At 71.6% G+C, this 22,501-nt stretch carries 23 protein-coding genes; 15 read left to right on the forward strand and 8 right to left on the reverse strand.

Going from position 1 to position 22,501, the window contains the following annotated elements:
- The first annotated feature begins 15 nt into the window (after window positions 1-15).
- From C4V41_RS56755 to C4V41_RS56765, 3 genes are read left to right on the forward strand one after another with little or no spacing between them, the layout of a single operon-like run.
- Window positions 16-1,167 (forward strand): amidohydrolase family protein, encoded by a 1,152-nt coding sequence (locus C4V41_RS56755; RefSeq protein WP_103964378.1) that lies wholly within the window; start codon window positions 16-18, stop codon window positions 1,165-1,167.
- Window positions 1,168-1,224: 57 nt separating this feature from the next.
- Complete coding sequence (locus C4V41_RS56760) at window positions 1,225-2,121, forward strand: ABC transporter ATP-binding protein (protein WP_103964379.1); 897 nt, start codon at window positions 1,225-1,227, stop codon at window positions 2,119-2,121.
- Window positions 2,121-2,900 (forward strand): ABC transporter permease, encoded by a 780-nt coding sequence (locus C4V41_RS56765; protein ID WP_103964380.1) that lies wholly within the window; start codon window positions 2,121-2,123, stop codon window positions 2,898-2,900. The genes C4V41_RS56760 and C4V41_RS56765 overlap by 1 nt, the downstream gene beginning before the upstream one ends.
- 55 nt (window positions 2,901-2,955) lie before the next feature.
- Here C4V41_RS56765 and C4V41_RS56770 read toward each other — a convergent pair whose 3' ends face one another.
- Both C4V41_RS56770 and C4V41_RS56775 read right to left on the reverse strand, forming a co-directional pair.
- A complete protein-coding gene (locus C4V41_RS56770) occupies window positions 2,956-3,468 on the reverse strand; it encodes a MarR family winged helix-turn-helix transcriptional regulator (protein ID WP_103964381.1) in 513 nt (170 codons plus the stop codon).
- Window positions 3,469-3,481: 13 nt separating this feature from the next.
- Complete coding sequence (locus tag C4V41_RS56775; RefSeq protein WP_103964382.1) at window positions 3,482-3,832, reverse strand: DoxX family protein; 351 nt, start codon at window positions 3,830-3,832, stop codon at window positions 3,482-3,484.
- A gap of 207 nt (window positions 3,833-4,039) precedes the next feature.
- On the opposite strand from C4V41_RS56775, the gene C4V41_RS56780 reads away from it, so the two are divergent.
- The gene (locus C4V41_RS56780; RefSeq protein WP_160150760.1) at window positions 4,040-6,655 is read left to right on the forward strand and encodes a M4 family metallopeptidase; all 2,616 of its coding nucleotides are present in this window, start codon (window positions 4,040-4,042) and stop codon (window positions 6,653-6,655) included.
- 199 nt (window positions 6,656-6,854) lie between these two features.
- Window positions 6,855-7,589, forward strand: a complete 735-nt coding sequence (gene thyX, locus C4V41_RS56785; RefSeq protein WP_200824962.1) for an FAD-dependent thymidylate synthase — start codon at window positions 6,855-6,857, stop codon at window positions 7,587-7,589.
- A gap of 89 nt (window positions 7,590-7,678) precedes the next feature.
- Here thyX and C4V41_RS56790 read toward each other — a convergent pair whose 3' ends face one another.
- Both C4V41_RS56790 and C4V41_RS56795 read right to left on the reverse strand, forming a co-directional pair.
- Window positions 7,679-7,987 carry a ubiquitin family protein gene (locus C4V41_RS56790; RefSeq protein ID WP_200824963.1) on the reverse strand — a complete coding sequence of 103 codons (309 nt, stop codon included), beginning with the start codon at window positions 7,985-7,987 and terminating at the stop codon, window positions 7,679-7,681.
- Window positions 7,988-7,990: 3 nt separating this feature from the next.
- Window positions 7,991-9,070: a WD40/YVTN/BNR-like repeat-containing protein gene (locus C4V41_RS56795; RefSeq protein ID WP_103964384.1), complete on the reverse strand. Its 1,080-nt coding sequence runs from the start codon at window positions 9,068-9,070 to the stop codon at window positions 7,991-7,993.
- A 138-nt stretch (window positions 9,071-9,208) separates the two neighbouring features.
- Between C4V41_RS56795 and C4V41_RS56800 the strand changes: the two genes are divergently transcribed.
- Window positions 9,209-10,009, forward strand: coding sequence for a helix-turn-helix domain-containing protein (locus C4V41_RS56800; RefSeq protein ID WP_200824964.1), 801 nt, complete (start codon window positions 9,209-9,211; stop codon window positions 10,007-10,009).
- A gap of 40 nt (window positions 10,010-10,049) precedes the next feature.
- On the opposite strand, the gene C4V41_RS56805 is transcribed toward C4V41_RS56800, so the two are convergent.
- Together C4V41_RS56805 and C4V41_RS56810 are read right to left on the reverse strand one after the other, a co-directional pair.
- Entirely contained in the window at window positions 10,050-11,501 is a 1,452-nt protein-coding gene (locus C4V41_RS56805; protein WP_103964385.1) for a sialidase family protein, read from the reverse strand.
- 78 nt (window positions 11,502-11,579) lie between these two features.
- On the reverse strand, window positions 11,580-12,698 hold the full coding sequence (locus C4V41_RS56810) for a globin domain-containing protein (protein ID WP_103964386.1): 1,119 nt from the start codon (window positions 12,696-12,698) through the stop codon (window positions 11,580-11,582).
- 344 nt (window positions 12,699-13,042) lie between these two features.
- On the opposite strand from C4V41_RS56810, the gene C4V41_RS56815 reads away from it, so the two are divergent.
- The 4 genes from C4V41_RS56815 (at window position 13,043) to C4V41_RS56830 (ending at window position 15,897) form a co-directional block, all read left to right on the forward strand.
- Window positions 13,043-13,345, forward strand: coding sequence for a hypothetical protein (locus C4V41_RS56815; RefSeq protein WP_103964387.1), 303 nt, complete (start codon window positions 13,043-13,045; stop codon window positions 13,343-13,345).
- A gap of 165 nt (window positions 13,346-13,510) precedes the next feature.
- On the forward strand, window positions 13,511-14,197 hold the full coding sequence (locus tag C4V41_RS56820) for a gamma-glutamyl-gamma-aminobutyrate hydrolase family protein (RefSeq protein WP_103964388.1): 687 nt from the start codon (window positions 13,511-13,513) through the stop codon (window positions 14,195-14,197).
- A gap of 9 nt (window positions 14,198-14,206) precedes the next feature.
- A complete protein-coding gene (locus C4V41_RS56825; RefSeq protein WP_103964389.1) occupies window positions 14,207-15,121 on the forward strand; it encodes an alpha/beta hydrolase in 915 nt (304 codons plus the stop codon).
- Entirely contained in the window at window positions 15,118-15,897 is a 780-nt protein-coding gene (locus tag C4V41_RS56830; RefSeq protein ID WP_235031027.1) for an enoyl-CoA hydratase/isomerase family protein, read from the forward strand. The genes C4V41_RS56825 and C4V41_RS56830 overlap by 4 nt, the downstream gene beginning before the upstream one ends.
- A gap of 268 nt (window positions 15,898-16,165) precedes the next feature.
- On the opposite strand, the gene C4V41_RS56835 is transcribed toward C4V41_RS56830, so the two are convergent.
- Both C4V41_RS56835 and C4V41_RS56840 read right to left on the reverse strand, forming a co-directional pair.
- Window positions 16,166-17,347, reverse strand: a complete 1,182-nt coding sequence (locus C4V41_RS56835; RefSeq protein WP_103964390.1) for an acyl-CoA dehydrogenase family protein — start codon at window positions 17,345-17,347, stop codon at window positions 16,166-16,168.
- A 51-nt stretch (window positions 17,348-17,398) separates the two neighbouring features.
- Window positions 17,399-17,989: a class I SAM-dependent methyltransferase gene (locus C4V41_RS56840; RefSeq protein WP_103964391.1), complete on the reverse strand. Its 591-nt coding sequence runs from the start codon at window positions 17,987-17,989 to the stop codon at window positions 17,399-17,401.
- A gap of 128 nt (window positions 17,990-18,117) precedes the next feature.
- On the opposite strand from C4V41_RS56840, the gene C4V41_RS56845 reads away from it, so the two are divergent.
- The 5 genes from C4V41_RS56845 (at window position 18,118) to C4V41_RS56865 (ending at window position 22,486) form a co-directional block, all read left to right on the forward strand.
- Window positions 18,118-19,722, forward strand: a complete 1,605-nt coding sequence (locus C4V41_RS56845; protein ID WP_235031028.1) for a sensor histidine kinase — start codon at window positions 18,118-18,120, stop codon at window positions 19,720-19,722.
- The gene (locus C4V41_RS56850; RefSeq protein ID WP_103964392.1) at window positions 19,719-20,408 is read left to right on the forward strand and encodes a response regulator; all 690 of its coding nucleotides are present in this window, start codon (window positions 19,719-19,721) and stop codon (window positions 20,406-20,408) included. Before C4V41_RS56845 ends, C4V41_RS56850 begins: the two co-directional genes overlap by 4 nt.
- Before the next feature lie 174 nt (window positions 20,409-20,582).
- Window positions 20,583-20,984 (forward strand): hypothetical protein, encoded by a 402-nt coding sequence (locus C4V41_RS56855; protein WP_103964393.1) that lies wholly within the window; start codon window positions 20,583-20,585, stop codon window positions 20,982-20,984.
- 10 nt (window positions 20,985-20,994) lie between these two features.
- Window positions 20,995-21,585: a phosphoribosylanthranilate isomerase gene (locus tag C4V41_RS56860; protein ID WP_103964394.1), complete on the forward strand. Its 591-nt coding sequence runs from the start codon at window positions 20,995-20,997 to the stop codon at window positions 21,583-21,585.
- The gene (locus C4V41_RS56865) at window positions 21,578-22,486 is read left to right on the forward strand and encodes a GNAT family N-acetyltransferase (RefSeq protein ID WP_103964395.1); all 909 of its coding nucleotides are present in this window, start codon (window positions 21,578-21,580) and stop codon (window positions 22,484-22,486) included. Before C4V41_RS56860 ends, C4V41_RS56865 begins: the two co-directional genes overlap by 8 nt.
- The last annotated feature ends 15 nt before the right edge of the window (window positions 22,487-22,501 follow it).

Here is a 22,501-nt window from a genome sequence, read left to right on the forward strand (position 1 = left end):
GCCTAGAGTCTCCGCATGCTCCCCGTAGACCTGCCCGGCACGGTGCGTGACGCGCTGCTCGCCCCGCTCGTCGATCACCACTGCCACGGGGTGCGACGGGACGACCTCAACAGAGCCCGGTTCGAGCTGCTCATCAGCGAGGGCGGCAACCCCGCCCCGCCCGGCACCACCCACTTCGACACCCCGTTCGGCGCGGCCGTGCGCCGCTGGTGCGCGCCGCTGCTCGGCCTGGAGCCGCACGCCCCGCCCGCCGTCTACCTGACCCGCCGGGCCGAGCTGGGCGCGGGCGAGGTCAACCGGCGGCTGCTGACCGGGGCCGGGGTGGTGGCGTTCCTGGTGGACGCCACGCCGGACGAGACCGGAGACCTCGACGTGCTGTCCGCGGCCGAGATGGGCCGCCACGGCGGCGCCGCGGCCGACGAGATCGTCCGGATCGAGCACATCGAGCGCGACGTGGCCGAGACGGCGGAACTCACCGCCGACTACCTCGACACCCTGGAGGAGGAACTGACCGCCAGGGCGGCCAGGGCCGTCGGGCTCAAGACGGTCATCGGCTCCCTGTCCGGCCTCGACGTCGACCCGGTCCCGCCCGCCACGGGAGCGGTGATCGCGGCCGCCAACCGGCGCCTGGCCGACCCCAAGGGGCCGCTGACGGACCCGGTCCTGCTGCAGCACCTGCTCTGGAGCGCGGTCGAGGTGGCCAGGGAGCGCGGGCTGCCCGTGCAGTTCCACAGCGGGTTCGGCGGGTCGCTGGAGCCGCACAGGACCGACCCGGTCCGGCTGAGCGCGTTCGTCAGGGCGCTGCAGCCCGCCGGCGTGCCGGTGATCCTGCTGCACTGCTACCCGTTCCACCGCCAGGCCGCCTATCTGGCGGGCGTCTTCCCGCACGTCTACGTGGACGTCGGGCTCGCGCTGCCGCACACCGCCGCCGCCTCGGCCCGGGTCATGGACGAGCTGCTGGAGCTGGCGCCGTACCACAAGCAGCTCTTCAGCTCCGGCTGCCGGGGCGTGGCCGAGTCCGGCTACCTGGGCGCGCTCTACTTTCGGCGGGCCCTGGGAGCGGCGCTCGGCGCCAGGCTCGGCGCGGGGGAGTGGAGCGCCGCCGACGCGGCCAGGATCGCCCACATGATCGGCTCGGGGAACGCACGCCGGGTCTATCGTCTCTGAACTCCTCCCTGCGAAGGAGGTGTGATCTAGGTCTCATTATGCATAATCGGCCTCACCATGAGTGCTATCGAGATACGAGACCTTTCCAAGTCGTTCGGTCCGGTACGCGCGGTGGACGGGGTGTCCTTCACGGTCGACGCGGGCACGATCACGGGCTACTTAGGCCCGAACGGAGCCGGCAAGACCACGACTCTTCGCAGCCTTCTCGGGCTGGTCACCGCCGACTCCGGCAGCGCGCTGGTCAACGGCCGGCGCTACGTCGAGCTCGACCACCCGCTCAGCGAGGTGGGCGCGGTGCTCGAAGCCACCAACTTCCATCCCGGGCGCACCGCGTACGACCACCTGAGGGTGATCTGCACGGCCGCCAGCCTGCCCGTCGCGCGCGCCCGCGAGGCGCTGGAGCGCGTCGGGCTGGCCGACGTGTCCGGCAAGCGGGTGCTGGGCTTCTCCATGGGCATGCGGCAGCGGCTCGCCCTGGCCACGGCGCTGATCGGCGAGCCCAGGGTCTACATCCTGGACGAGCCCGCCAACGGCCTCGACCCGGCGGGCATCCAGTGGCTGCGCGGCTTCATGCGCTTCCTCGCCCACGACCAGGGGGCCGCCGTGCTCGTCTCCAGCCACGTGCTGGCCGAGGTCGAGCAGACCGTCGACAACGTCGTGATCATCGCCAGGGGGCGGCTGGTGCGGCAGGGCAGCCTGGCCGACCTGGTCAGCAATGGCGGCGCGCCCGTCATCAGGGTCCGCACCGCCAAGCCCGGCGAGCTGGCGCCCGCCCTCGAACGGCAGGGCGGCGAGGTGGAGCTGGCCGACGGGGTGCTGCGGGTCAGGAACCTCGGCGTCGAGGCCATCGGCACCATCGCGCTGGAGCACCACGTCGTGCTCACCGAGATGACCGAGGAGCGCGGCGACCTGCAGCGGGTCTTCCTGGAGCTGACGGGGGAGGGGGAGCCCTGATGGCGCTGCTTCGCGCGGAACTGCTCAAGGTCTCCACCACCCGGCTGTGGTGGGTGATGCTGCTCGTCATGCTGGGCTACGTCGCCCTGCTGCTCGGCTTCACCATCTACGCCGCGGGCGTGACCACGCCGGACGGCCAGGCCATCATCCCCGCCCGCGACACCGCGCCCTTCCAGGAGGTCATCTGGGGGACGGGCGTGAGCGGGGCCGTCTTCGCGGCCGTGCTCGGCGTCGTCATGATGACCGGCGAATACCGCTACCAGACCATCACCACCACGCTGCTCGCCACGCCGAAGCGGGTGCGGGTGGTGGTGGCCAAGCTCGGCGCCGGCCTCGTGGTGGGCCTGCTGCTGGGGGTGGCGGTGCTGGTGCTGACCGGCGTCACCCTGGTGGTGACCGTCCTGCTCGCCGGGGGTGAGCTGACCTTCACCGCGACCGTCGCGCGGGTGATCGGCAGCGTCCTGGTCGTGCTGGCGCTCTACGCCCTGGCCGGGGTGGGGCTGGGGGCGCTGATCAAGAACCAGGTCGGGGCGCTCAGCGCGCTCATGGTCTGGGTGTTCGTGATCGAGAGCCTGGTCAACGGGATTCCGGCGTTGCGGCCGGTGGGCAAGTGGACGCCCTCCGGGGCCACGCAGGCGCTGACGAACACGGGGGTGGGGTTCGGGGTGGACGTGTCGTACCTGCTGCCGGCGTGGGCGGGCGGGCTGGTGCTGCTCGGCTACGGGCTGATCTTCTCGGCCATCGCCTCGGCCACCACGCTGCGCCGCGACATCACCTGAGCGGCCGGGTTCAGTGGTCCCGGCCGCGCGCTGTGGTGTCGCCTGCGCGGCGGTTTCAGTGGTCGCGGCCGGGCGCTGTGGTGTCGCCTGCGCGGTCCTCGCCTGGGGGGCGGCCGTCGAGACAGGCGCCCAGTTTGGTGCCGACGACCTGCATGGCGTCGGCCAGGGCGACCGTCTGCTCCGGCGACAGGTGGTCGAACAGCACCTCGCGCAGCGCCCGCGCGTGATGAGGGGCGATCGCGGCGATGACCGCGCGCCCCTCATCGGTGATCTCGGCCACGCTGGCCCGCCCGTCGCTCGCGTCCGGCCGCAGCCGTACGTAGCCCCGGTCGACCAGCTTGCTGACCCGATGGCTGAGCCGGCTGATCGACACGTTGCCCACCGCCGCCAGGTCGCTCAGCCGCAGCGGCCGCCCGGCCAGCGCGTTGAGCAGGCCGTATTCGATGTGGACCAGGCCATGGGCCCGGAACGTGCGCTCCACCTGCGGGATGCCCACCAGCATGACCGCGAGCAGGCCCTGCCACGCGCGCTGCTCGTCCTCGCCGAGCCCGCCGAGCCCGTCGACCAAGGAACCCCCAGGGTCAGAAACGTCCTGCCACGACGATGACCGCCATCGCCAGCAGGACCAGATTAACCGCGATGCCCTCCTTGCGCCTCCGGTGCACGACGGCGGCCCCGATCATGATGAGGCCGAGCCCGGCGGCGGCCAGTGGGGTGAGGAAGGTCGCGATGCCGGTGGCCCACGGCAGGACCACGCCGAGGCCGCCGAGCACCTCCAGCGCGCCGATGCCCCGGAGCTGCGCGGGGGTGAAGTCCTCCCGGTACGCCTGCTGCTCCCGCGCCCTCTCCCCGGGTGGGAAGAACTTGCCCGCGCCCGAGACGACGAAGGCGACGCCGAGCAGGATCTGGATGATCCAGAGTAGGACGTTCATAGCTTGACCCTTCAAGTAGTTGCCCGGACCTCGACTGTAGGCCAAGAAACTTGAAGCAACAAGCAAATATGCGTGATCAATTTCTTCTTCAGAAACGAGAAATGCATATTTCCAAATTCAGGTAATCGAATTGTGATTTGTCTCGCTGTCAATTCTGCGGTGATGATCGGTTGGCCAGAATCCCTTACACACCACCCTGGAGGTGTCGTGTCCTGGCGTCCCATCACTCTCATCACCGCCTTATGTCTGGCGCTGTCCGTACCGGGTGTCGCTTCGGCCGATGACCCGCCCCCCGAGGTCGAGTCCCGGGCCGGCACCCGGGCGCCCGCCGAGGTGTACGGCCTGTCCGAGCCCGCGCGGTCCGCCGACCCCGTCGCGGCGGCCAGGGAGCACCTGACCGATCCGCGCTACCACCTCGACCCCGCCGACCTCACGCCGCTGCGGACCGTGGTCGACGGCAAGGACGAAACGGTCAGGTTCGCCCAGCGCTACCGCGGCCTGCCCGTCTTCGGCGCCCACTATCTCGTGCACTTCCGTAAGGACGGCGACAAGCGCGAAGTGGTCGGCGCGGGCGGCCGCTTCCTCACCGAGCTGAGCGTCGGCACCGACCCGGCCGTCTCGAAGGAGACCGCCGCGAAGATCGCCCGCGCTCTGGTCCTGCGCGACCGGCGGACGCGCGCGGCCGCCACCGCCGAGACCGGCGAGCTGGTCGTGGTGCCGCAGGGCAAGGGCGTGCTGGCCTGGCACGTCGTGCTCCGCGGGCAGGACAAGGTGAAGAACCGGCCGTTGTGGCTCGACACGTACGTGGACGCCGCGTCAGGCCGTCCCCTGTTCGCCGTGGACCGGCTCCGGTTCGAGGGCCCGGTGCAGGCCAGCGGGCAGACCGCCCATGGCAGGACCGTTCCGCTGAACGCGTACCAGCGGGCCGACGGCGCCTACGAGCTGCGTGACCGGGCGCGCCCGATGTGGAACGGCACCACCGGCGAGATCCTCACCTACGACGCCGCCGGCGCCGATGTCACCACCTTCCTCAACCCCGGTATCCCGCCGGGCACCGAGCTCGCCAGGTCGGCCACGCTCGCCTTCGGCCCGTACCACACCGAGACTGGCGCGGTCGACGCCCACTGGGGCGCCGGCAAGGTCTACGAGTACTACCGCGGGCTCGGCCGTGAGGGCATCGACGGCAGGGGCGGCACCATGTACTCCGTCGTCAACGTCACCCTGGACGGCCAGCCGTTCATCAACGCCTTCTGGGACGGCACCAAGATGGTCTACGGCGGAGGCGGCGACTACCACTCCTTCGCCGCGAGCCTGGACGTGGTCGGCCACGAGATGACCCACGGCGTCATCACCAACAGCGCCGACCTGGTCTACATGGGGCAGTCGGGCGCGATCAACGAGGGCCTGGCCGACTATTTCGGCAACGCCGTCCAGGTGAACACGTTCGGCATCCCGATGACCGACCCGAACGCCAGCCTGCTGGGCGAGGACCTGTGCAAGACCGGGACGCCCGCCGAGTGCGCCATCCGCGACCTCGACGACGCCCGCGTGGCCGCCGACGACTACATCGGCGCTTCCATCGTCCTCGACAACGGCGGCGTGCACCTCAACTCCACGATCTTCTCTGGCGCCCTGTGGGACATCCGGGAGGTGATCGGCGGCGCCAAGACCGACAGGCTCGTCTACAAGGCGCTGACGGAGTTCATGACGCCCCTGGACGACTTCACCGACGGCCGCCGCGCCGTCGAGTCGGCCGCGCGCGCCCTCGGCATGTCGGGCCGCGACAAGCTGGGCATCGCGTACGCGTTCGACCAGCACGGCATCAAGGCCGGCTGGGAGCGGCTCATCCCCACCGACAGCCGTGTCCTGATCGACAACATCACCGACTTCAACGCCTTCCCCGACGTGGCCGGCGGCCGGTACGTGGTCTCCAACTCCTCGCCCGACGGGTCGGCCCCCGGCAAGATCTTCACCGGGAGCGTGCGCGGTGGCGCGCCGGCGGTCCTGTCCGCGAACGACCGGTGGAACTACTACCCGGCGACCGACGGCACCCAGGCGGCCTGGCCGTCGTTCGACGCCGACGTCACCAACTTCCAGATCTACGCCCGCCCGCTCGACGCGAGCACGCCGACGCGGCTCGTCGCCCAGACGACGGAGCCGGTCAACGCCGTGGCCGTCGCCGGTGCCGACGTCGCCTGGGCCGCCTTCGACCCGGCCGGCGGTGAGGACGAGATCTGGCTCAGGCGGGGCACCGCGGCGCCTCTCAAGATCACGGGGCCGGGTGTGAACGGCTACCAGCCGACGATGATCCGCGGCAAGCTCGCCTACCTGCGCGTCTGGCAGGAGGGCGGCACCTTCCGCGTCACACCCGCGGTCTACGACCTGAACGCCCGCACCGAGGTCGTGTTCCCGGTCTCAGGCACCGACTCCGGCCTGCCGGTCATCACCGGCCGGTACGTCCTGTGGCTCAACAACACCGACGGCGACCAGCGGTACGGCATCCTGCGCGCCGCCCACAACGGCACCGGCGTCACCACCGTCGTGCCCGACGGCCCCCAGGCGCCCGAGCCGGTCTGGTTCGACGCCAACGACACGGCCGCCACGGTCAGTCTCTGGCCGCCCGGTCAGGAGATCGACAACGCCACGCTGCCCAAGCTGCACCAGGTGCCGGTCGCGGGAGGCTCGCTCCAGCGCTACTCCTGCAACCGGGGCGACCAGGGATTCTTCTCCGCGGACACGGCGGCGAGCACGGTCGCCTGGCTCGACGGCACCGCCGGAGACACCGACCTGGTGACCCGCACCACGCCCGCGAACCGCTGCTGACCCGCGGCGCGTTCGCGGGTCGTCGCCGCCTCGCGACACGCCCGTGAGCCGCTGCTGAGCCGGATCGAGGCAGGCCGCTGACCTGCCAGGGCGCCCGCCGCGCCACAAGGAGGGGGCGGCGGGCGCCGACTCGCGCCGGCGGCCCCGACCTGATTAGGGTTGGGGCCGTCACGTCGTCAATCCGAGTGGGGGGTTCCGCATGGGCATGGTCGAGCCGGAGGTCGAGGTCAAGTTCCGTGGCGACATGGACGTGGAGCTGGTCAAGGCGGCGGCGTCGGACGCCGACGTGCTGTGGGCCGCGCGTGTCTCCACCAAGGGCGAGAGCTCCCTGGCCGAGATCGAGGCCGATCCCCAGCGATCCAAGGGCCTGATCAACTATCTGATGCGCGACCGCCACGGCACGCCGTTCGAGCACTCGTCGATGACCTTCTACATCAGCGCGCCGATCTTCGTCTTCCGCGAGTTCATGCGGCACCGTACGTTCTCCTACAACGAGGAGTCCGGCCGCTATCGGCAGCTCGTCCCGGTCTTCTACGTTCCCGGCCCGGACCGCAAGCTGATCCAGGAGGGCAAGCCCGGCAAATACCTCTTCAAGGACGGCACCGACGAGCAGCACAAGGTCGTCACCGAGGCGACCCAGCAGAGCTACCGTCAGTCCTACCGCGCCTACCTGGAGATGCTGGAGGCTGGCGTGGCCAGGGAGGTGGCCCGCACGGTGCTGCCCGTCGGCCTCTACTCCTCGATGTACGCCACCTGCAACGCCCGCGCCCTGATGAACTTCCTGTCGCTGCGCGTCAAGCACGAGGACTCGACGTTCCCCTCGTTCCCGCAGCGCGAGATCGAGATGGTGGCCGAGCGCATGGAGGAGATCTGGGCGGGGCTCATGCCCCTGACCCACGCGGCCTTCGAAGCCAACGGCCGCGTCTGCCCCTGACCCACCCGGCCATGCCCGCCCTGCCGCGGCAGGGCCCCTGAGCCCGACGCTTCGCACCGGCTCAGGGGCCCTCGCTGAGGGGCCCTCGTTCAGGCCAGGGCCGGGAGGACGTAGACCTCGGCTCCCGGTGGCAGGGCGCAGTCCAGGCCGCCGAGGCCGCGGGCGTTCTCGCCGCACACGATCATGCTGATGTGCCGCCGGATGCGCCCGTAGTCGTCGCGCAGCCGCTCCTCCAGCATCGGGTGCGTACGCCGCAGCATGTCGAGGGCCGAGCCCAGCGTGGGCGGGGAGTGGCGGTCGGCGCCGATGGCGAACACCTTGACCTCCGCTCGCCCGCTCACCCATCTGCGCAGCGAACTGGGCAGGACGAACACGACCATCGTCACCATCTTCGCCATCGGCTACAGCACCGCCGCCCGCACGGAGAGCACGTCGGGCAGATGCCGCCCGACCAGCGACCAGGTCTCGCCGTCGTCGCGCGAGCAGTGCACCTCGCCGTCCCGCGTACCGAAGAAGATGCCCGCCTCCGACGCCGTCATCGCGTCGCGCAGCACGGACGCGTGCACCGGCCCCTCGGGCAGCCCCTGCGAGAACGACCGCCAGGTCGCGCCCGCGTCGTCGCTGCGATGGACCTGGTAGCGGTGGCCGGCCGGGGTGCGGTCCATGTCGGCGGTCAGCGGCAGCACGTAGATCGTGTCGGGCCGCGACGGATGCACCACGACCGGGAAGCCGAAGTCGGACGGCAGCGTGGCGCCGATGTCGTGCCAGCTCCCGCCGAAGTCGTCGCTGCGGTAGACGCCGAAGTGGTGCTGCAGGTAGAGGCGCTCCGGCCGGGACGGGTGCATGACGACCTTGTGCACGCACTGCCCGTATTCGGGATATTGCTGGCCCTCGGGGAAGAACGGGGCGCGGATACCCTGGTTGGCGGCCTCCCACGACAGGCCGCCGTCGGTCGAGCGGTAGAAGCCGGCGGCGGAGACCGCGACGCCCAGGATCTGGGGGTCGGTGGGGTGGTTGACGATCGTGTGCAGGCACAGGCCGCCGCCGCCCGGCTGCCAGTGCTCGCGGTGCGGATGCTCCCACAGGCCCTCGACGAGCCGGTAGGTGACGCCGCGATCCTCCGAGCGGAACAGCGCGCCCGGCTCGACGCCCGCCCACACCACGTCGGGCTCGGACGGCGAGGGGACGAGCTGCCAGACCCTGACCAGCGTCGCGCCCGTCTTCTCGGGGAAGGCGATGGGCGCGTGGTCCGCCTCATGCCAGGTCTTCCCGAGGTCATCCGAATACGTGACGGACGGCCCGAAATGGCCGTATTCGATGCCGGCCAGCAGCCGGGGCGTGGTGCCGCGCGTGTCGATCGCCACCGAGGGCACCGCGACCGTGGAGAACTGGATCGGCTCGACCTCGAAGGGGCCGCCGCCCGCCGAGCGGGCGAGGAACAGGCCCTTGCGGGTGCCGATCGCGAGCACTGCGTCACTCATGACATCGCTCCCATGTTCGCTTGCGAGCCATCGTGCCACGGGGCACCGACAGTTACCGAGGACTGGGAGATTCCGCACCCTGCCGCTTTACCCGGCGGGTAATCGTGAGCCTTCCCTCCAGGCGGTAGCGTTCCGGGCATGGGAGCCGTGGCCGTACATGATGAGTCTTTTGGTGAGTTGTTGCGCTCGTGGCGGCAGAGGCGCCGGGTGAGCCAATTGGACCTTGCCATTGAGGCCGACGTTTCGGCCCGCCACATCAGTTTCCTGGAGACCGGGCGCGCCCGGCCGAGTCGCGAGATGGTGATGAAGCTGGCCGAGGAGCTGGAGGTGCCCCTGCGGCACCGCAACAGGTTGCTGGTGTCGGCGGGGTTCGCCCCGGTCTATCCCGAACGGGAGGTGCGCGCTCCCGAGATGCGGGTCGTACGGGAGGCGCTGGACAAGATCCTGGCCGGGCACGAGCCGTATCCGGCGCTCGTGGTGGACGCGATGTGGAACCTGGTGGCGGCCAACTCGGCGGCGGCCATGTTCATGGAAGGGGTGCCGGCCGAACTGCTGAAGGAGCCGGTCAACGTCATGCGGCTGTCGCTGCACCCGGAGGCGATGGGCGGGCGGCTGCTGAACCTGGCCGAGGTGCGCGCCCACCTGCTGCACCAGTTGCGCAGGCAGGCCGAGGTGTCGGGCAACGGGCGACTGGCGGAGCTGCACGACGAGCTGGCGTCGTACGTCTATCCGGGGGTGGACCTCAACGTGGCGCACGTGCCCGGGCCCGCCGACATCCTGATCCCGCTGCGGATCGCGGCCGGGGACCGGGTGCTGTCGATGTTCACCACGATCGCGACCTTCGGGACGCCGGTGGACGTCACGGTGTCCGAGCTGGCCATCGAGACGTTCTGGCCCAGCGACGAGGAGACCGCCGCCGCCTTCCACAAGGGCTCCTGACACTTTTTTCTGAAAGGACCCCGCTGAAGTGCGCGGGGTTCTAGCGGGCCGTGAGGGGGAGGGCGGGCCGGGGGTCTCCGGTGGCGATGGGGGCCTCGATGGCGACCAGGGGTGGCGGGCCGCCGGTGATCGGTAAGCCGCCCGTGACGGTGTGGGTGCGTACGTTGAACGTCCCGCCAGAAGGAGCCGAGGCGACCGTGAACGCCGGGAACGCGCTCCCGCCCGGCACCACCGACGTGGAGATGTAGTCGCCCGCCAGCCGCCCGTCCGTGGTCCCGGCCAGCCAGCCCAGCGCCATCGGCCCCTGCAGCTCCACCGGCGGCGACCAGCTCGCCCCGCCGTTGAGCGAGGAGGTGTAGGCGACGGTGAGCCGGCAGGTGGCGGGGGCGCAGGCGGCCTCGGGGTAGCGGTGGTAGGCGAGCGCGAGCCGGGCCTTGCCGCCCGAGCTGCTCCGGTCCACGCCGAGCCCGGGGATGAAGTGGTCGCCGCCGTCGCCGGTGACCCGGAGGACCTCGCTCCACGCGTTCCCGGTGGCCGATTTGCTGAGCACGATGTCGTTGCCGGCGCAGGCGAACTGGAAGCGGCAGTCGTGCCAGACGACGTACACGGTGCCGGTCGCGTCCGTCTCCGCCGACGGCAGCGGTAAGGCGCGTAAACCGCCCGCGACGGGGTGCCGCTGCACGTCCGAGACCAGCACGCTGGCGCTCCAGCTCGTGCCGCCGTCACGGGAGCGGAAGGAGCGGATCCCGCCGTCGTCGCTCAGGTACGGCACCACCACGGCGCCGTTCGGCCGCACGACCGGCTGCCCGCCAAGGCCGGTGGCCGAGGTGCCGGTCACGGCCCAGGTGAGGCCGCCGTCGGAGGAGCGGGCCACCTTGATCGCGTTGCCGGCCGCGGCGTCGTCGAACGCCGTGTAGCAGCGGCCGTAGAACGGGCTGTCCTCGGTGTTGTCGCAGACGATCCAGCCCTTGTCCAGGTCGCCCCCGTCCGCGACGGCGGTCGTGACCGGCGCTCCCCACGTCACCCCGCCGTCGGTGGAACGGCTGGTGAGCACCGCCGCCCCCCTCACCCCGCCCGCGTCGGTGAGCGCCAGCGAGGAGATCAGCCACGTGTCGTTCCTGGCGTCGAAGGCCACCGACGGGTCGCTGACCCGGGCGAAGGGCCCGCCGCCGTGCGTCGTGATCCCGGGTAACACGCCCTTCGCCCAGGTGGCGCCGTTGTCGGCGGAGATCGCGTACGCGATGCCCGATGCCCCTCCGTCGGCGAACCTCCCGGCCTGCTGCGCGGCCACGATCGTCGTGCCCCACTGGTAGGTGTCGGGCCCGGCCTGGGTGCCGTGCTGGCCGCTCGCGCCGGTGGACGCGTCGGTCCCGATCTCGGTCAGCGGGACGGCCTCGGAGACCGATGCCGACGCCGGAATCGAAGGAAGGAACAGGATCGCGGCAACGGTCAGGATCCCGCCGATGTCTCGGCGCCGGGCGGAAGGTGGCAACGGTTCACCTCACTTTGGCCTGTCAAGTCCAGATGGCACCGTCAGACCGCCGCTGTCAACCCTCCCGATCTAGAAAGTTCAGCGTTCGCCCTGGCCGATGTCCCGGTGGATGCGTGACAAGGGCACCCCGTCCTGCTGGAGGCGGCGTACGGTCTCGTTGACCATGGCGGGCGGGCCGCACACGTACACGTCGTGCTCGGCCCAGGACGGGAAGCGCGCCACGACCTCGGGCAGATGGCCGCGCATCCCGTCGTAGGCCGGCTGGCCCGACACCACGGGCACCACCCGCAACCAGGGGAAGGAGGACTCCATCCGGATCAGGTCGGGCAGGTCGTACAGCTCCTGCGCCGTGCGGGCCCCGTACAGCAGGTGGATGTTGGGGCGGCGGCCGGAGGCGATGACGGACTCGATGATCGCCTTCAGCGGCGCCAGACCGGTGCCGCCGGCCACGCACAGCATGTCGCGCACGCTCTGCTCGCGCGGCGCCATCGTGCCCATCGGAGGCCCCAGCATGAGCGTGTCGCCGATGCGGGTGTGCCGGATGAGCGTCGTGGACACCCAGCCGCCGGGCACCGAGCGCACGTGCAGCCTGACCGTGTTGTCCGGGCGCGGCGCGTTCGCGATCGAGAACGTCCGCCACACCCGCGGCCAGCGCGCGGTCTGGACGTTGACGTACTGACCGGCCGTGTACGGCAGCCGCTGCGTCGGCCGCAACGTGAGCACCGCGATGTCCTGGTGGCGCTGCTCGTGGTCGATGACCTCGGCCAGCCACCAGGCGGGCGACACCCCCGAGTCCGACCCGGCCGACTCGATCATGAGATTGGCCGCGGCCGTGTAGGCCGACACCCAGGCCGCCTCGATCTCGTGGTTCCAGATGTCGGCGGCGAACCGGCGGATCGTGGCCAGCAGGGCGTTGCCCACGGCCGTGTAGTGTTCGGCGATCACGCCGTACTTGCGATGGTCCCTCCCCAGTTGCCCCAGATAAGCCGCCAGGCTGTCCGGGCTGTCCAGGCTCCACACGATGCGCGTCAGCGCGCTGAACAGCCGATCTCGCTGGACGTCCATGGCCGGCGGGAACATGCCTCGCAAGTGCGGACTCTCAGCGAACAACCGGCCGTAGAAGTAGGCCGTGGCCTTGTCGGCCACCGGCTCGACGACGGAGAAGCTCTCCTTCACCAGGCGTGGATTCAACGACATATATCCAACCCCACCCTTTGACCGGAATCGTATTCCGGTCCTCGCCGTTCACCTCCTGAGGGTTCCGGGTCATGAGCGCTGGGTATGCCCCGGCACCTCCGTCGCGCTCAAAATTGAGTGTTACATCGCTGATGACGCGTCACAACCGTTTCCCCCCAATAAGGTGCGAAGCAGAACTATCCGTAGTGGGATCGTGATTCTCCGCAGGCGAGATCTCGATGTTTTCGGACGGCTAATGCGAATAAAAGTTATATTCGTATTCGAGTGGCCGCAGAAAGGGCAGGGAAACGCCCCCCTAGGGGAAAGCGGTTTCCAGGGCGCCGCCCCGGGCGTACCATCCGGGCATGGCTGTCCTCCATCCCAGGCGGGTCGCTTGGGAAGGCGCGCGAATCTTCGTCTTCGCCGCGAACACGGACGCCTACTGGTGGCTCAGCGACACCGTCGGCCACTACCTCGGCCTCATGTACCAGCTCCAGCTCTGCGAGACCCGCCTGCGGCTGCAGGCCGACGCCGACGCGCTGTACGGCGAGGCCGGCGCGTGGCGGGCCCGCCTGGACGACCTCCTCGACGCGCACCCGGGCGCCGCCTCGATCCTCACCCAGTTGACCGCCGAGACGGCCTCCCGGCTCCCATGGGCATCTTCGTAAAGAGGACGAAAGCCAGAAAGCGCCGTGCCCTGGGAGGCAAGTGGTAGGCGGGGATCTTTAGGAGAGGTGACATATCGGAAAGGGTGTGCGCCATGATGGGGCCAAGTGGCCGTCGCCCGACCGGCTGACGGCGGCACGAGCTCCGCCATGCCCCCTGGAGATCGCATGTCCCGACCGCTCATCGGTATCACCGCCTACTTCGAAGCAGCCCGCTGGGGCGACTGGGTGCGTGAGGCCGTCCTGTCTCCCCCTTCCTACGCCAAGGCGGTCGGCCGGGCCGGGGGCGCGCCCGTGATGCTGCCGCCGCTCACCCCGCACACCGCCGAGGACTACGTACGCGGCCTGCGCGGCCTCGTCCTGGCCGGCGGCGTCGAGGTCGGGGCCGCCGCCTACAACGCCGAGCAGGACCGGCGCGCGCCCGAGCCCCAGGAGCACCGCGACCGCTGCGAGCTGGCCCTGGCCAGGGCCGCCGTCCGCGCCGACATCCCCATCCTGGCCATCGCCAGGGGCATGCACGTGCTCAACGTCGCCCAGGGCGGCACGCTGATCCCGTGGCTGCCCGAGGTGCTCGACAGCGACCGGCACACCGACGCGGGCGGCGCGCACACGATCCAGGTCAGCGTCACCAGCAAGCTCGGCAAGGCGATCGGCGACCGGGCCGAGGTCACCGCGCCGCACCACCAGTCCGTACACCGCCTCGGCACGGGCCTGCTGGCCGTGGCCTGGGCCGAGGACCAGATCGTCGAGGGGATCGAGCTCCAGGGGCACCGGTTCGGCGTGGGCGTCCAGTGGCACCCGGAACGCGGCGAGGACAACCGGCTCTTCGATGCGTTCATCGAGGCGGCCCGATAGGCTGCGATCATGCCGCTGCATCCCCAGGCGCGGGACTACGTCGCCCAGTATCCATCGGATCTGAACACCGACCTGGCCGCGCTCGACCTGGCCGCGATCCAGGAGATGCGCGCGCAGGACGCCCTGGCGGCCCACCGCGGGCCGCTGACGAAGCTGCCGTTCGTCCGCGACGAGGTGGCCGGCGACGTGCCGATCCGCATCTACCGGGCCGACCCCGGCGACGGCCTGCTGCCTGTCGTGGTCTACTTCCACGGCGGCGGCTGGGTCTTCGGCAGTGTCAAGCGCAACGACGCGGCCGCCCGTGACCTGGCCATCAGGACCGGCGCGGTCGTGGTGTCGGTCGACTACCGGCTGGCCCCCGAGCACCCGTTCCCGGCCGCCGCCGACGACGCCTGGACGGTGGTGCGCGACATCTTCGCCAGGCCCGCCTTCTACCAGAGCGCCGGCACCGTGGCCGTGATCGGCGACAGCGCGGGCGGCAACCTGGCCGCGGTCGCCGCCTGGCAGGCCCGCGACGCCGGCCTGAGCCTGGCCCACCAGGTGCTCGTCTACCCGGTGCTCGACGTCCACATGGACACCCCCAGCCACGCCGAGTTCGGCAAGGGGTTCGGGCTGGACACCGCGGAGATGGAGTGGTTCGCCCGGCAATACGCCGACGGCGCCGACCCGGACGACCCGCGGTTGTCCCCGCTGCGCCTGCCCGACGTCTCCGGCCTGGCGCCGGCGACCGTGGTGACCGCCGGGTGCGACGTCCTCAGAGACGAGGGCGAACGCTACGCCGACCGCCTGGCCGGGGCCGGAGTGCCGGCCGAGGTCCGCAGGTTCGACGGCGCCGTGCACAGCTTCTTCGTCCTGCCGGGCCTGTTCGACCAGGCCATCGAGGCTCGCGAATACGTGGCCGACCGGCTGCGGGGGGCCTGGTGAAGTACGACAAGCTCAAGATCGACACCCCGGCCGACGGCGTTCTGAGGATCACGATCAGCGAGCCCGGCCGGCTCAACGCCGTCGACACCACCGCCCACCGCGAGCTGGGCGAGGTCTGGCGCGACGCCGACCGCGACGACGACGTCAGGGCCATCCTGGTCAGGGGCGAGGACGAGGCGTTCTCGGCGGGCGGCGACCTGTCCATGATCGAGGAGATGACCCGCGACCACGCCACCAGGCTGCGCGTGTTCGCCGAGGCCCGCGACATCGTCTACAACGTCCTCAACTGCTCCAAGCCGATCGTCTCCGCCATCCAGGGCCCCGCCGTCGGCGCCGGGCTCGCGGTCGCGCTGCTGGCCGACATCTCCGTGGCCGGCCGGACCGCGCGGATCATCGACGGGCACACCAGGCTCGGCGTCGCGGCCGGCGACCACGCCGCGATCGTCTGGCCGCTGCTGTGCGGGATGGCCAAGGCCAAATACCACCTGCTGCTGTGCGAGCCCGTCACGGGGGAGCAGGCCGAGCGGATGGGGCTGGTCAGCGTGTGCGTGGACGACGACCAGGTGCACGAGCGGGCCATGGAGATCGCGGTCAGGCTCGCGGCCGGCGCCCAAGAGGCGATCAGGCTGACGAAATACTCGCTCAACAACTGGCTGCGGCTGGCCGGGCCCTCGTTCGACGCCTCGCTCGCCATGGAGTTCCTCGGCTTCACCGGCCCCGACGTGGCCGAGGGCGTACGCGCGCTGCGCGAGAAGCGCCCCCCGTCGTTCGGCTGAGCCGGGTGTGCTTCCCCGCGCCTCGGGTAGGCGCAGCCGTGGAAGGAACAACGGGGTGGTGGGCCAGCCGACGCGCCGGCGCCCACGCGGTGAGAGCCCTGTTCGCCGGGGCCGAGAACGGTGCCTGGGCGAACGGAACCAGGGCCTCACCGAGGGAAGGCGCGCCTGCCGGCCGTCCACCGGACGGCGAAAGGGGAGAGCACGATTTCGGAAAAGCGGCACGCGACGGCCTCTCCGATCACGGGCGTGACCGGGGCGGCGAAGGTCGCTAGAAGCTGCGGGGCAACCCGAGCACCTGCGTCGCGAGGTAGTTGAGCAGAAGCTCCTCGGTCACAGGTGCGACCTTCCCGATACGGGCGTCGGCCAGCAGCCTGGCCACGGGATATTCCAGCGAGTACGCCATCCCGCCGTGCGTCTGGAACGCGGCGTCGGCGGCCTCCCACGCCGCCTGTGACGCGGTCAGCTTGGCGATGTTGGCCTCGGTGCCGCTCGGCAGGCGCCGGTCGAAGCACCAGGCCGCCTTGTAGATCATCAGCCGGGCCAGCTCGATCTTGGCCTTGACCTGGGCCAGCGGGAACGCGATCGACTGGTTGGCGCCGATCGGCCGGCCGAACACCTCGCGCTCCTTGGCGTAGCCGACGGCCACCCGCAGCGCCACCTCGGCCGTGCCGAGCGCGGAGGCGGCCAGCAGGATCCGCTCGGGGTTGAGGATGTCCCAGAGCACGGCCACGCCCCGGTCCACCTCGCCGACCACCCGATCGGCGGGCACGCGCAGGTCATCGACGAACACCATGTTCGACGGCGTCGTGTTCGCGCCCATCTTGGGGATCGGCCGGTAGGACAGCCGCCCGGCGGCGACCGCCTCGGGCACGTTCACCAGGAACACCGTCAGCCCGTCCGTACGCGGTGACGCCTCGGCGGCCGGGACGGTCCTGGTCACCAGCAGCATCCAGGTGGCCCGCTGCACGCCGGTGATCCAGATCTTCTGGCCGTTGACCACGTAGTCGCCGCCGTCGCGCCGGGCCGAGGTGGTGATCGCCAGCGAGTTGGACCCGGCGTCCGGCTCGGTCAGCGCGAAACAGGTCTCCACCTCGCCCGTGGCCAGGCCGGGCAGCAGCTCGGCGCGCTGCTCGGCGCTGCCGTGGCGGGCGAGGGTGAGGGCGCCGAAACCGGGGGTGAGCACGTACGTGAAGGCGGCCCCGCCCGCCGCCCCCGACGCCGACAGCGTCTCCGTGGCCACGGCCAGCTCCAGCAGCCCCTGCCCGCCCCCGCCGTACTCCTCCGGCACCGCCAGCCCCAGCCAGCCGCCCTTGGCCAGCTCCGCCCAGACCTCCTCTGGCCACTTCTTCTCGCTCTCGCACCGCTGCCAGTAGCCGAGGTCGTAACGCGAGCAGATGTCGGCGATCCCGCGCTGGACGGCCTGGGCGCTCTCGGGGAGGGTGAAATCCATCAAGCCATCGTAGAAGAACGTTCTGTTCGGGGTCTACGCGCGTTCAAGGCTTCAGGGGCGAGGTCTGCGGGCGTGGAAGACGAACGCCGGCGGCATGTTGCGCCACACCGTACGGCCCGGCACCACCTCTTCGAACCGCTCGGCCAGCAGCGCGCGGAACCGCCGCGCCGAGCTGAGCGGAATGGCGTGCATGTACGAGAACGTGGTGAACGCCGCCCCCACGCCCATCACCGAGGTCACCGCGCTCAGCAGCTCACGCTGCAGGCCGTCGGGGAAGGCCGCCCACGGCAGCCCGCTCACCACCACGTCGGCCTGCCCGAGGCCGCGCTGCCCGAGCAGGTCGTCGAGCTGGGCCGCGTCGGCCTGCGCCACGTCTACCGCCGGGTAACGCTCCGCCAGCAGCTTCGCCAGCGGCTCGTTCAGCTCCACGGCCAGATGGTGGCCACGGCCGTCCAGGCGCCGCTGGATCTCCGCGGTGAAGGACCCCGTGCCGGGGCCGAGCTCCACCACGATCGGCTCGCCGCGCTCGGGAATCGGCGCGCAGACGGCCGCGGCCAGTCTCCGCGAGCTCGGCGCGACCGCGCCGATCTTGCCCGGAGAGCGAAGAAACTGGCCGAGGAAAAGTGCGGTGTCGTTGGACATGTCATGAACCTAAAGGCAAGATCGCTCATCGTCGCTCCACCTCCCGGGCGGACCTTCGGCCACTTGGAGGAGGTGGAGTCCTCCGCGCGGAGGACTGCCTGTTCAGGCTATACGGATACCGTGTGTCCATGCGTTGGCGTGGTGTGCCACTGGATGTCCTGCTCGCGGCCTCGGGAGTGAGCCTGGACCTGTTGACGACGGCGCACGCGGGCGACACCCCCTACCTGCCCGCCGCGATGAACATCCCGATGGCGCTGCTGGTCGGCCTGCCCATGGGGCTCGTCCGCCGCCGGCCGGTGCCCGTCACGCTCTACCTGGCCGCCGTCCTGGCCGTCACCGACCAGATCGGGTCGTTCACCTCCAACACCGCGCAGATCCTCGTGTGCGTGTCGGTGGGCGTGGCCGGCTTCTCGGCGGGCCTGCGCGCCACCTCGCTCGCCGTGGCCGCCACGATCGCCGCGACCGCGCTCAACATCGCCGACCCCGGCGCCTCGGTGACCGGCAACATGTGGATGTACGCGGTGCTCCTGCCCGTCTTCCCCGCCGTGCTCGGCGCCTACCTGCGCAGCTCCGCCGAACGCCTGGACGAGCGCGACGTCACCCCCGACGCGCTGCTCGCCGCCGGGGGAGTGGCGATCACCGTGCTCAGCACCTGGACGAGCTGGCACGCCGGCGCCCAGCCCGTCTGGGTCTCCGGGCTGCTGGCCGTGGTGGGCGGCCTGTCCCTGGGCATCGCCCGGCGGATGCCCGGCCTGGTCTTCACCCTGCAGGGCGTGCTGCTCGTCTCCGCCGACATCTACCTGCACGAGGCGGTCAACACCTGCGTGATCCTCACCCTGATCGCCATCGGCGTGTTCGCCATGCGGGTGGTCTCCTGGGCCTGGACGATCGCCGCGTACCTGACCGGCTCCCTGCTCACCGCGATCGCCGTCGTCGGCGACGACACCGAGGTCACCCTCTTCCGCGTCGGCGTCCTGATGACGCTGGTCGCCACGCCCGTCGCGATCGGCCGCTACCTCGGCGTGCGCCGCGAGGCCGTGGCCTCCGAGCGGCTGCGCGCCGAGGAGGCGGCCCGGGCGGCGGTGGCGCAGGTGCGCGCCGACCAGCTCGCCGAGCGCGAGCGCATCGCCCGCGACGTGCACGACATCGTCGCCCACCACGTCGGCGCCATGGTGCTGCGCGCCAGCGCCGCCCGCTACACCGCCCCCGACGGCCCCGTCGCCGACGCGCTCTCCGACATCCGCGAGACCGGCCACCAGGTGCTGCAGGACCTGCGCGACCTGCTCGACCTGCTGCGCGACCCCGACCGGCAGCCCGACCTGCTGGCCAACCCCGCCGACGTCGTACGCGAGTCCGCCGAGCGCATGTCCGCCGCCGGGCTCGTCGTCGACCTCGTCCTCGACCCGGCCACCGACCAGGCCCCGCTCATCGCCCGCACCTCCGCGGCCCGCATCGTCCAGGAAGGACTCACGAACGTGCTCAAACACGCCGGACCCGGCACCCGGGTCCGCGTCTCCGTCTCCCCGTACGAGGAGGGCCTGGCCGTGGAGATCCGCAACGGCCGCCCGCCCACGGCCATCGAGCGGCTGCCCTCCTCCGGGCGCGGCCTGGCCGGCATGCGCGAGCGCGTCCGCGCCGTCGGCGGCACCCTCAGCGCCGGGCCCGACGGCGAGGGTGGCTGGCAACTGGCCGCCCACCTGCCCGCCCGCCTGTCCTCGGGGAGCGCGGCGTGATCCGGGTGCTGGTCGCCGACGACCAGGCGCTCGTACGCGCGGGCGTGCGCATGCTGCTGCAGGCCACGGGCGACATGGAGGTCGTGGGCGAGGCCGACGACGGCGCCGAGGCGGTACGCCTGGCCGAACGCCACCTGCCCGACGTGATCCTCATGGACCTGCGCATGCCCAGGGTCGACGGCCTGGAGGCCATCAGGCGCGTGCTCGCGGCCCGGCCGGGGGCCAGGATCGTGGTGCTGACCACGTTCGCCGAGGACGGCAACGTCTACGCCGCCCTGCGCGCCGGGGCGGTCGGCTTCCTGGTCAAGGACGACGACCCGGAGCGCATGGTGGACGCCGTACGCCGGGCGGCGGCCGGTGAGCAGCTCCTGGCGCCGTCGGTGCTGCGGCGGGTGGTGGAGCGCTTCCTGGCCGCCGAGGAGCAGGCCACGCCGTCGGCGCCGCAGGGGCTGACCGAGCGCGAGCTGGAGGTGCTGGCCCTGGTCGGCACCGGCCTGTCCAACGCCGAGATCGCCGAGGAGCTGCACGTGGGCGTCACGACGGTCAAGACCCACATCGCGGCCGCCATGGACAAACTGGGCCTGCGCAACCGCATCCAGGCCGCCGTGGTCGCCCACCGCACGGGCCTGGTGGACGCCTCCTTCCGCCCCGTACGCCGGCCCAGGACCGGCCCGTCGCCCTCCTGACCCGCGAGCCCGGCCTCTGTCCTCGGGGGCCGGGCTTTCCGCGCGCCGACTACCGGGAAGTCACCAAAGCGGGCTACGGGGGATCACCCGGCAGGCTGACGACCAGGCCTGATCCCCGCCGCGAACATGTGGTCCTCGAAGCGTCATCATCCGCGGAAAGGACCGGAAACCACCATGGCCGTCACATCCCAGCCCCCCAGGACGAGCGTCTCGGCGGGCCTGCTCTACGCCCTGCGCATAGCCGTACTGGCCCAGGCGGCGGCGCTGCTCGTGGCCGCCTCGTTCGCCGGCCAGGCCGTGGAGTCCGACTCCATGCTGGAGCCCCACGTCATGGCCGGCATGGTCGTCCACCTCGTGGCCCTCGTACAGATCGTCCTGGCCGTCCTCCTCTGGCGCCCGGGCCGCGGCGCCGGCTGGCCCGCGCTGGCCAGCGTCGCGCTGTTCGTCGTCGGCATGGCCCAGCACTTCACCTGGGAGTCGCTCGGGGCGCACCTGCCCAACGGGGTGATCCTGTTCGGCCTCGTGGTCGCCGTACTCGTCTGGTCATGGTCCCCGGCAGCGGCCCGCCGCCGTTAAGGTCGGAGATGTGTATGTGAAGATCTGCGGCCTGCGCGAGCCCGAGCACGTGGCCGCCGCCGTCGAGGCGGGCGCCGACGCCATCGGGTTCGTCATGACCCGGAGCCCCCGCGAGATCGCGCCCGAGCGCGTCGCGGAGCTGGCCGCGCTGGTCCCCGCCCACGTGCTCACCGTCGGCGTGTTCCGGGGGGAGAGCCCCGAGGCGGTGCGGGCGGCGGCGCTGACGTCCGGCGTCCGGGCCGTGCAACTGCACGGGAGGCATCCGCACGGCGACTTCACCGCACTGAAGGACCTCGGGGTCCGGCTGGTCAGGGCCGTGGACGCGCGGGCCGACCTGAGCTGCGGCGCCTACGACGAAGACCTGCTCATCGTCGACGCGCCCCAGGCGGGCTCAGGTCAGCCGTGGGACTGGGCCGCCGTCCGCGGCCGCCCCTCCGGCCGGTGGATGCTGGCGGGGGGCCTCGGCCCGGCCAACGTACGCGAGGCGATCGCGGCCGCCGAGCCGTGGGGCGTCGACGTGTCCAGCGGCGTGGAGACGTCGCCGGGCGTGAAGGACTCGGCCCTGATCGAGGCGTTCCTGAGGGCGGCCCGGCATGGATGAGCTCGTCCGCGGCCCGATCGCCGGCCGCGCCGGCGCGGCCGGTGACCTGGCGCGCGCCCTGGACTTCCAGCACGCCTTCGCCCGCCGCAAGGCCCCCCGCCAGGCACAGGTGCCCGGCGGCTTCGCGGTCCTGGACGACCGCTTCCCCGGCTCCTACGACGACAACAAACTGATCATCTCGACCCCCGAAGCCTTCGCCGCCCCTGACGGGCTCGGCGACCCGCGTGGTCCTGGCGGGTCGGGCGACCCCGGCGGGCTTGGTGGGGCCGGCGAGTTCGGTGATCTGGCCGGCTCCAGCGGGGCCGAAGTGGTGCGCGGGCTGCTGGAGGCGACCGATGAGGTGCTGGCGGGGCGGAAGCACCGCATGGTGTGCGTGGACGACGACCGGCTCGGCACGGCGTTGGCCCCCGCCTTCGAAGCCGCGGGCTACGAGCGGGAGACCAACCTCCTGATGGCCTTCCGGGGCCGGATCCCCCACGACCCGCCCCCGGCGGAGCGGCTGGGCCTGGAGGAGCTGATGTCCGTGCTGCGCCGCGACTGGCGCCACACGCTCCCGCAGGCGCCGGACGAGGTGATCGAGGGGCTCGCCCTGCGGGTGGAGTCCCGGCTGCGCGGCGCCGACGAGGTGGGCTTCTGGGGCGTACGCGCCCCGGACGGCGAGATCGCCGCCAGAGCCGACCTGTACATGCAGGGCGGTGCCGCCCAGATCGAGAGCGTCTTCACCGGCGAGGCTCATCGGGGCAAGGGCCATGCCCGCACCCTGATGACCGCCCTGCTGGCACAGGCCGCCGAGGCCGAGCTGATCTTCCTGGTCGCGGACGCCGACGACTGGCCCCTGCGCTTCTACACCCGCCTCGGCTTCGAGCCCCTCGGCCGCACCCACACCTTCCTCCGCGCCTGAGGTCCCGCGCCTGAG

The organism is Nonomuraea solani (assembly GCF_900108335.1).
GTDB classification, from domain to species: Bacteria; Actinomycetota; Actinomycetes; order Streptosporangiales; family Streptosporangiaceae; genus Nonomuraea; species Nonomuraea solani.

What these genes read in the sequence shown, in the direction of transcription:
- C4V41_RS56820 (WP_103964388.1), top strand. Translation starts at nt 13,511, where the DNA reads ATGTCCCGACCGCTCATCGGTATCACCGCCTACTTCGAAGCAGCCCGC.
- C4V41_RS56755 (WP_103964378.1), top strand. Translation starts at nt 16, where the DNA reads ATGCTCCCCGTAGACCTGCCCGGCACGGTGCGTGACGCGCTGCTCGCC.
- C4V41_RS56790 (WP_200824963.1), bottom strand. Translation starts at nt 7,987, where the DNA reads ATGGCGAAGATGGTGACGATGGTCGTGTTCGTCCTGCCCAGTTCGCTG.
- C4V41_RS56865 (WP_103964395.1), top strand. Translation starts at nt 21,578, where the DNA reads ATGGATGAGCTCGTCCGCGGCCCGATCGCCGGCCGCGCCGGCGCGGCC.
- C4V41_RS56845 (WP_235031028.1), top strand. Translation starts at nt 18,118, where the DNA reads ATGCGTTGGCGTGGTGTGCCACTGGATGTCCTGCTCGCGGCCTCGGGA.
- C4V41_RS56800 (WP_200824964.1), top strand. Translation starts at nt 9,209, where the DNA reads ATGGGAGCCGTGGCCGTACATGATGAGTCTTTTGGTGAGTTGTTGCGC.
- C4V41_RS56765 (WP_103964380.1), top strand. Translation starts at nt 2,121, where the DNA reads ATGGCGCTGCTTCGCGCGGAACTGCTCAAGGTCTCCACCACCCGGCTG.
- C4V41_RS56835 (WP_103964390.1), bottom strand. Translation starts at nt 17,347, where the DNA reads ATGGATTTCACCCTCCCCGAGAGCGCCCAGGCCGTCCAGCGCGGGATC.
- thyX (WP_200824962.1), top strand. Translation starts at nt 6,855, where the DNA reads ATGGGCATGGTCGAGCCGGAGGTCGAGGTCAAGTTCCGTGGCGACATG.
- C4V41_RS56855 (WP_103964393.1), top strand. Translation starts at nt 20,583, where the DNA reads ATGGCCGTCACATCCCAGCCCCCCAGGACGAGCGTCTCGGCGGGCCTG.
- C4V41_RS56825 (WP_103964389.1), top strand. Translation starts at nt 14,207, where the DNA reads ATGCCGCTGCATCCCCAGGCGCGGGACTACGTCGCCCAGTATCCATCG.
- C4V41_RS56760 (WP_103964379.1), top strand. Translation starts at nt 1,225, where the DNA reads ATGAGTGCTATCGAGATACGAGACCTTTCCAAGTCGTTCGGTCCGGTA.
- C4V41_RS56840 (WP_103964391.1), bottom strand. Translation starts at nt 17,989, where the DNA reads ATGTCCAACGACACCGCACTTTTCCTCGGCCAGTTTCTTCGCTCTCCG.
- C4V41_RS56810 (WP_103964386.1), bottom strand. Translation starts at nt 12,698, where the DNA reads ATGTCGTTGAATCCACGCCTGGTGAAGGAGAGCTTCTCCGTCGTCGAG.
- C4V41_RS56815 (WP_103964387.1), top strand. Translation starts at nt 13,043, where the DNA reads ATGGCTGTCCTCCATCCCAGGCGGGTCGCTTGGGAAGGCGCGCGAATC.
- C4V41_RS56795 (WP_103964384.1), bottom strand. Translation starts at nt 9,070, where the DNA reads ATGAGTGACGCAGTGCTCGCGATCGGCACCCGCAAGGGCCTGTTCCTC.
- C4V41_RS56775 (WP_103964382.1), bottom strand. Translation starts at nt 3,832, where the DNA reads ATGAACGTCCTACTCTGGATCATCCAGATCCTGCTCGGCGTCGCCTTC.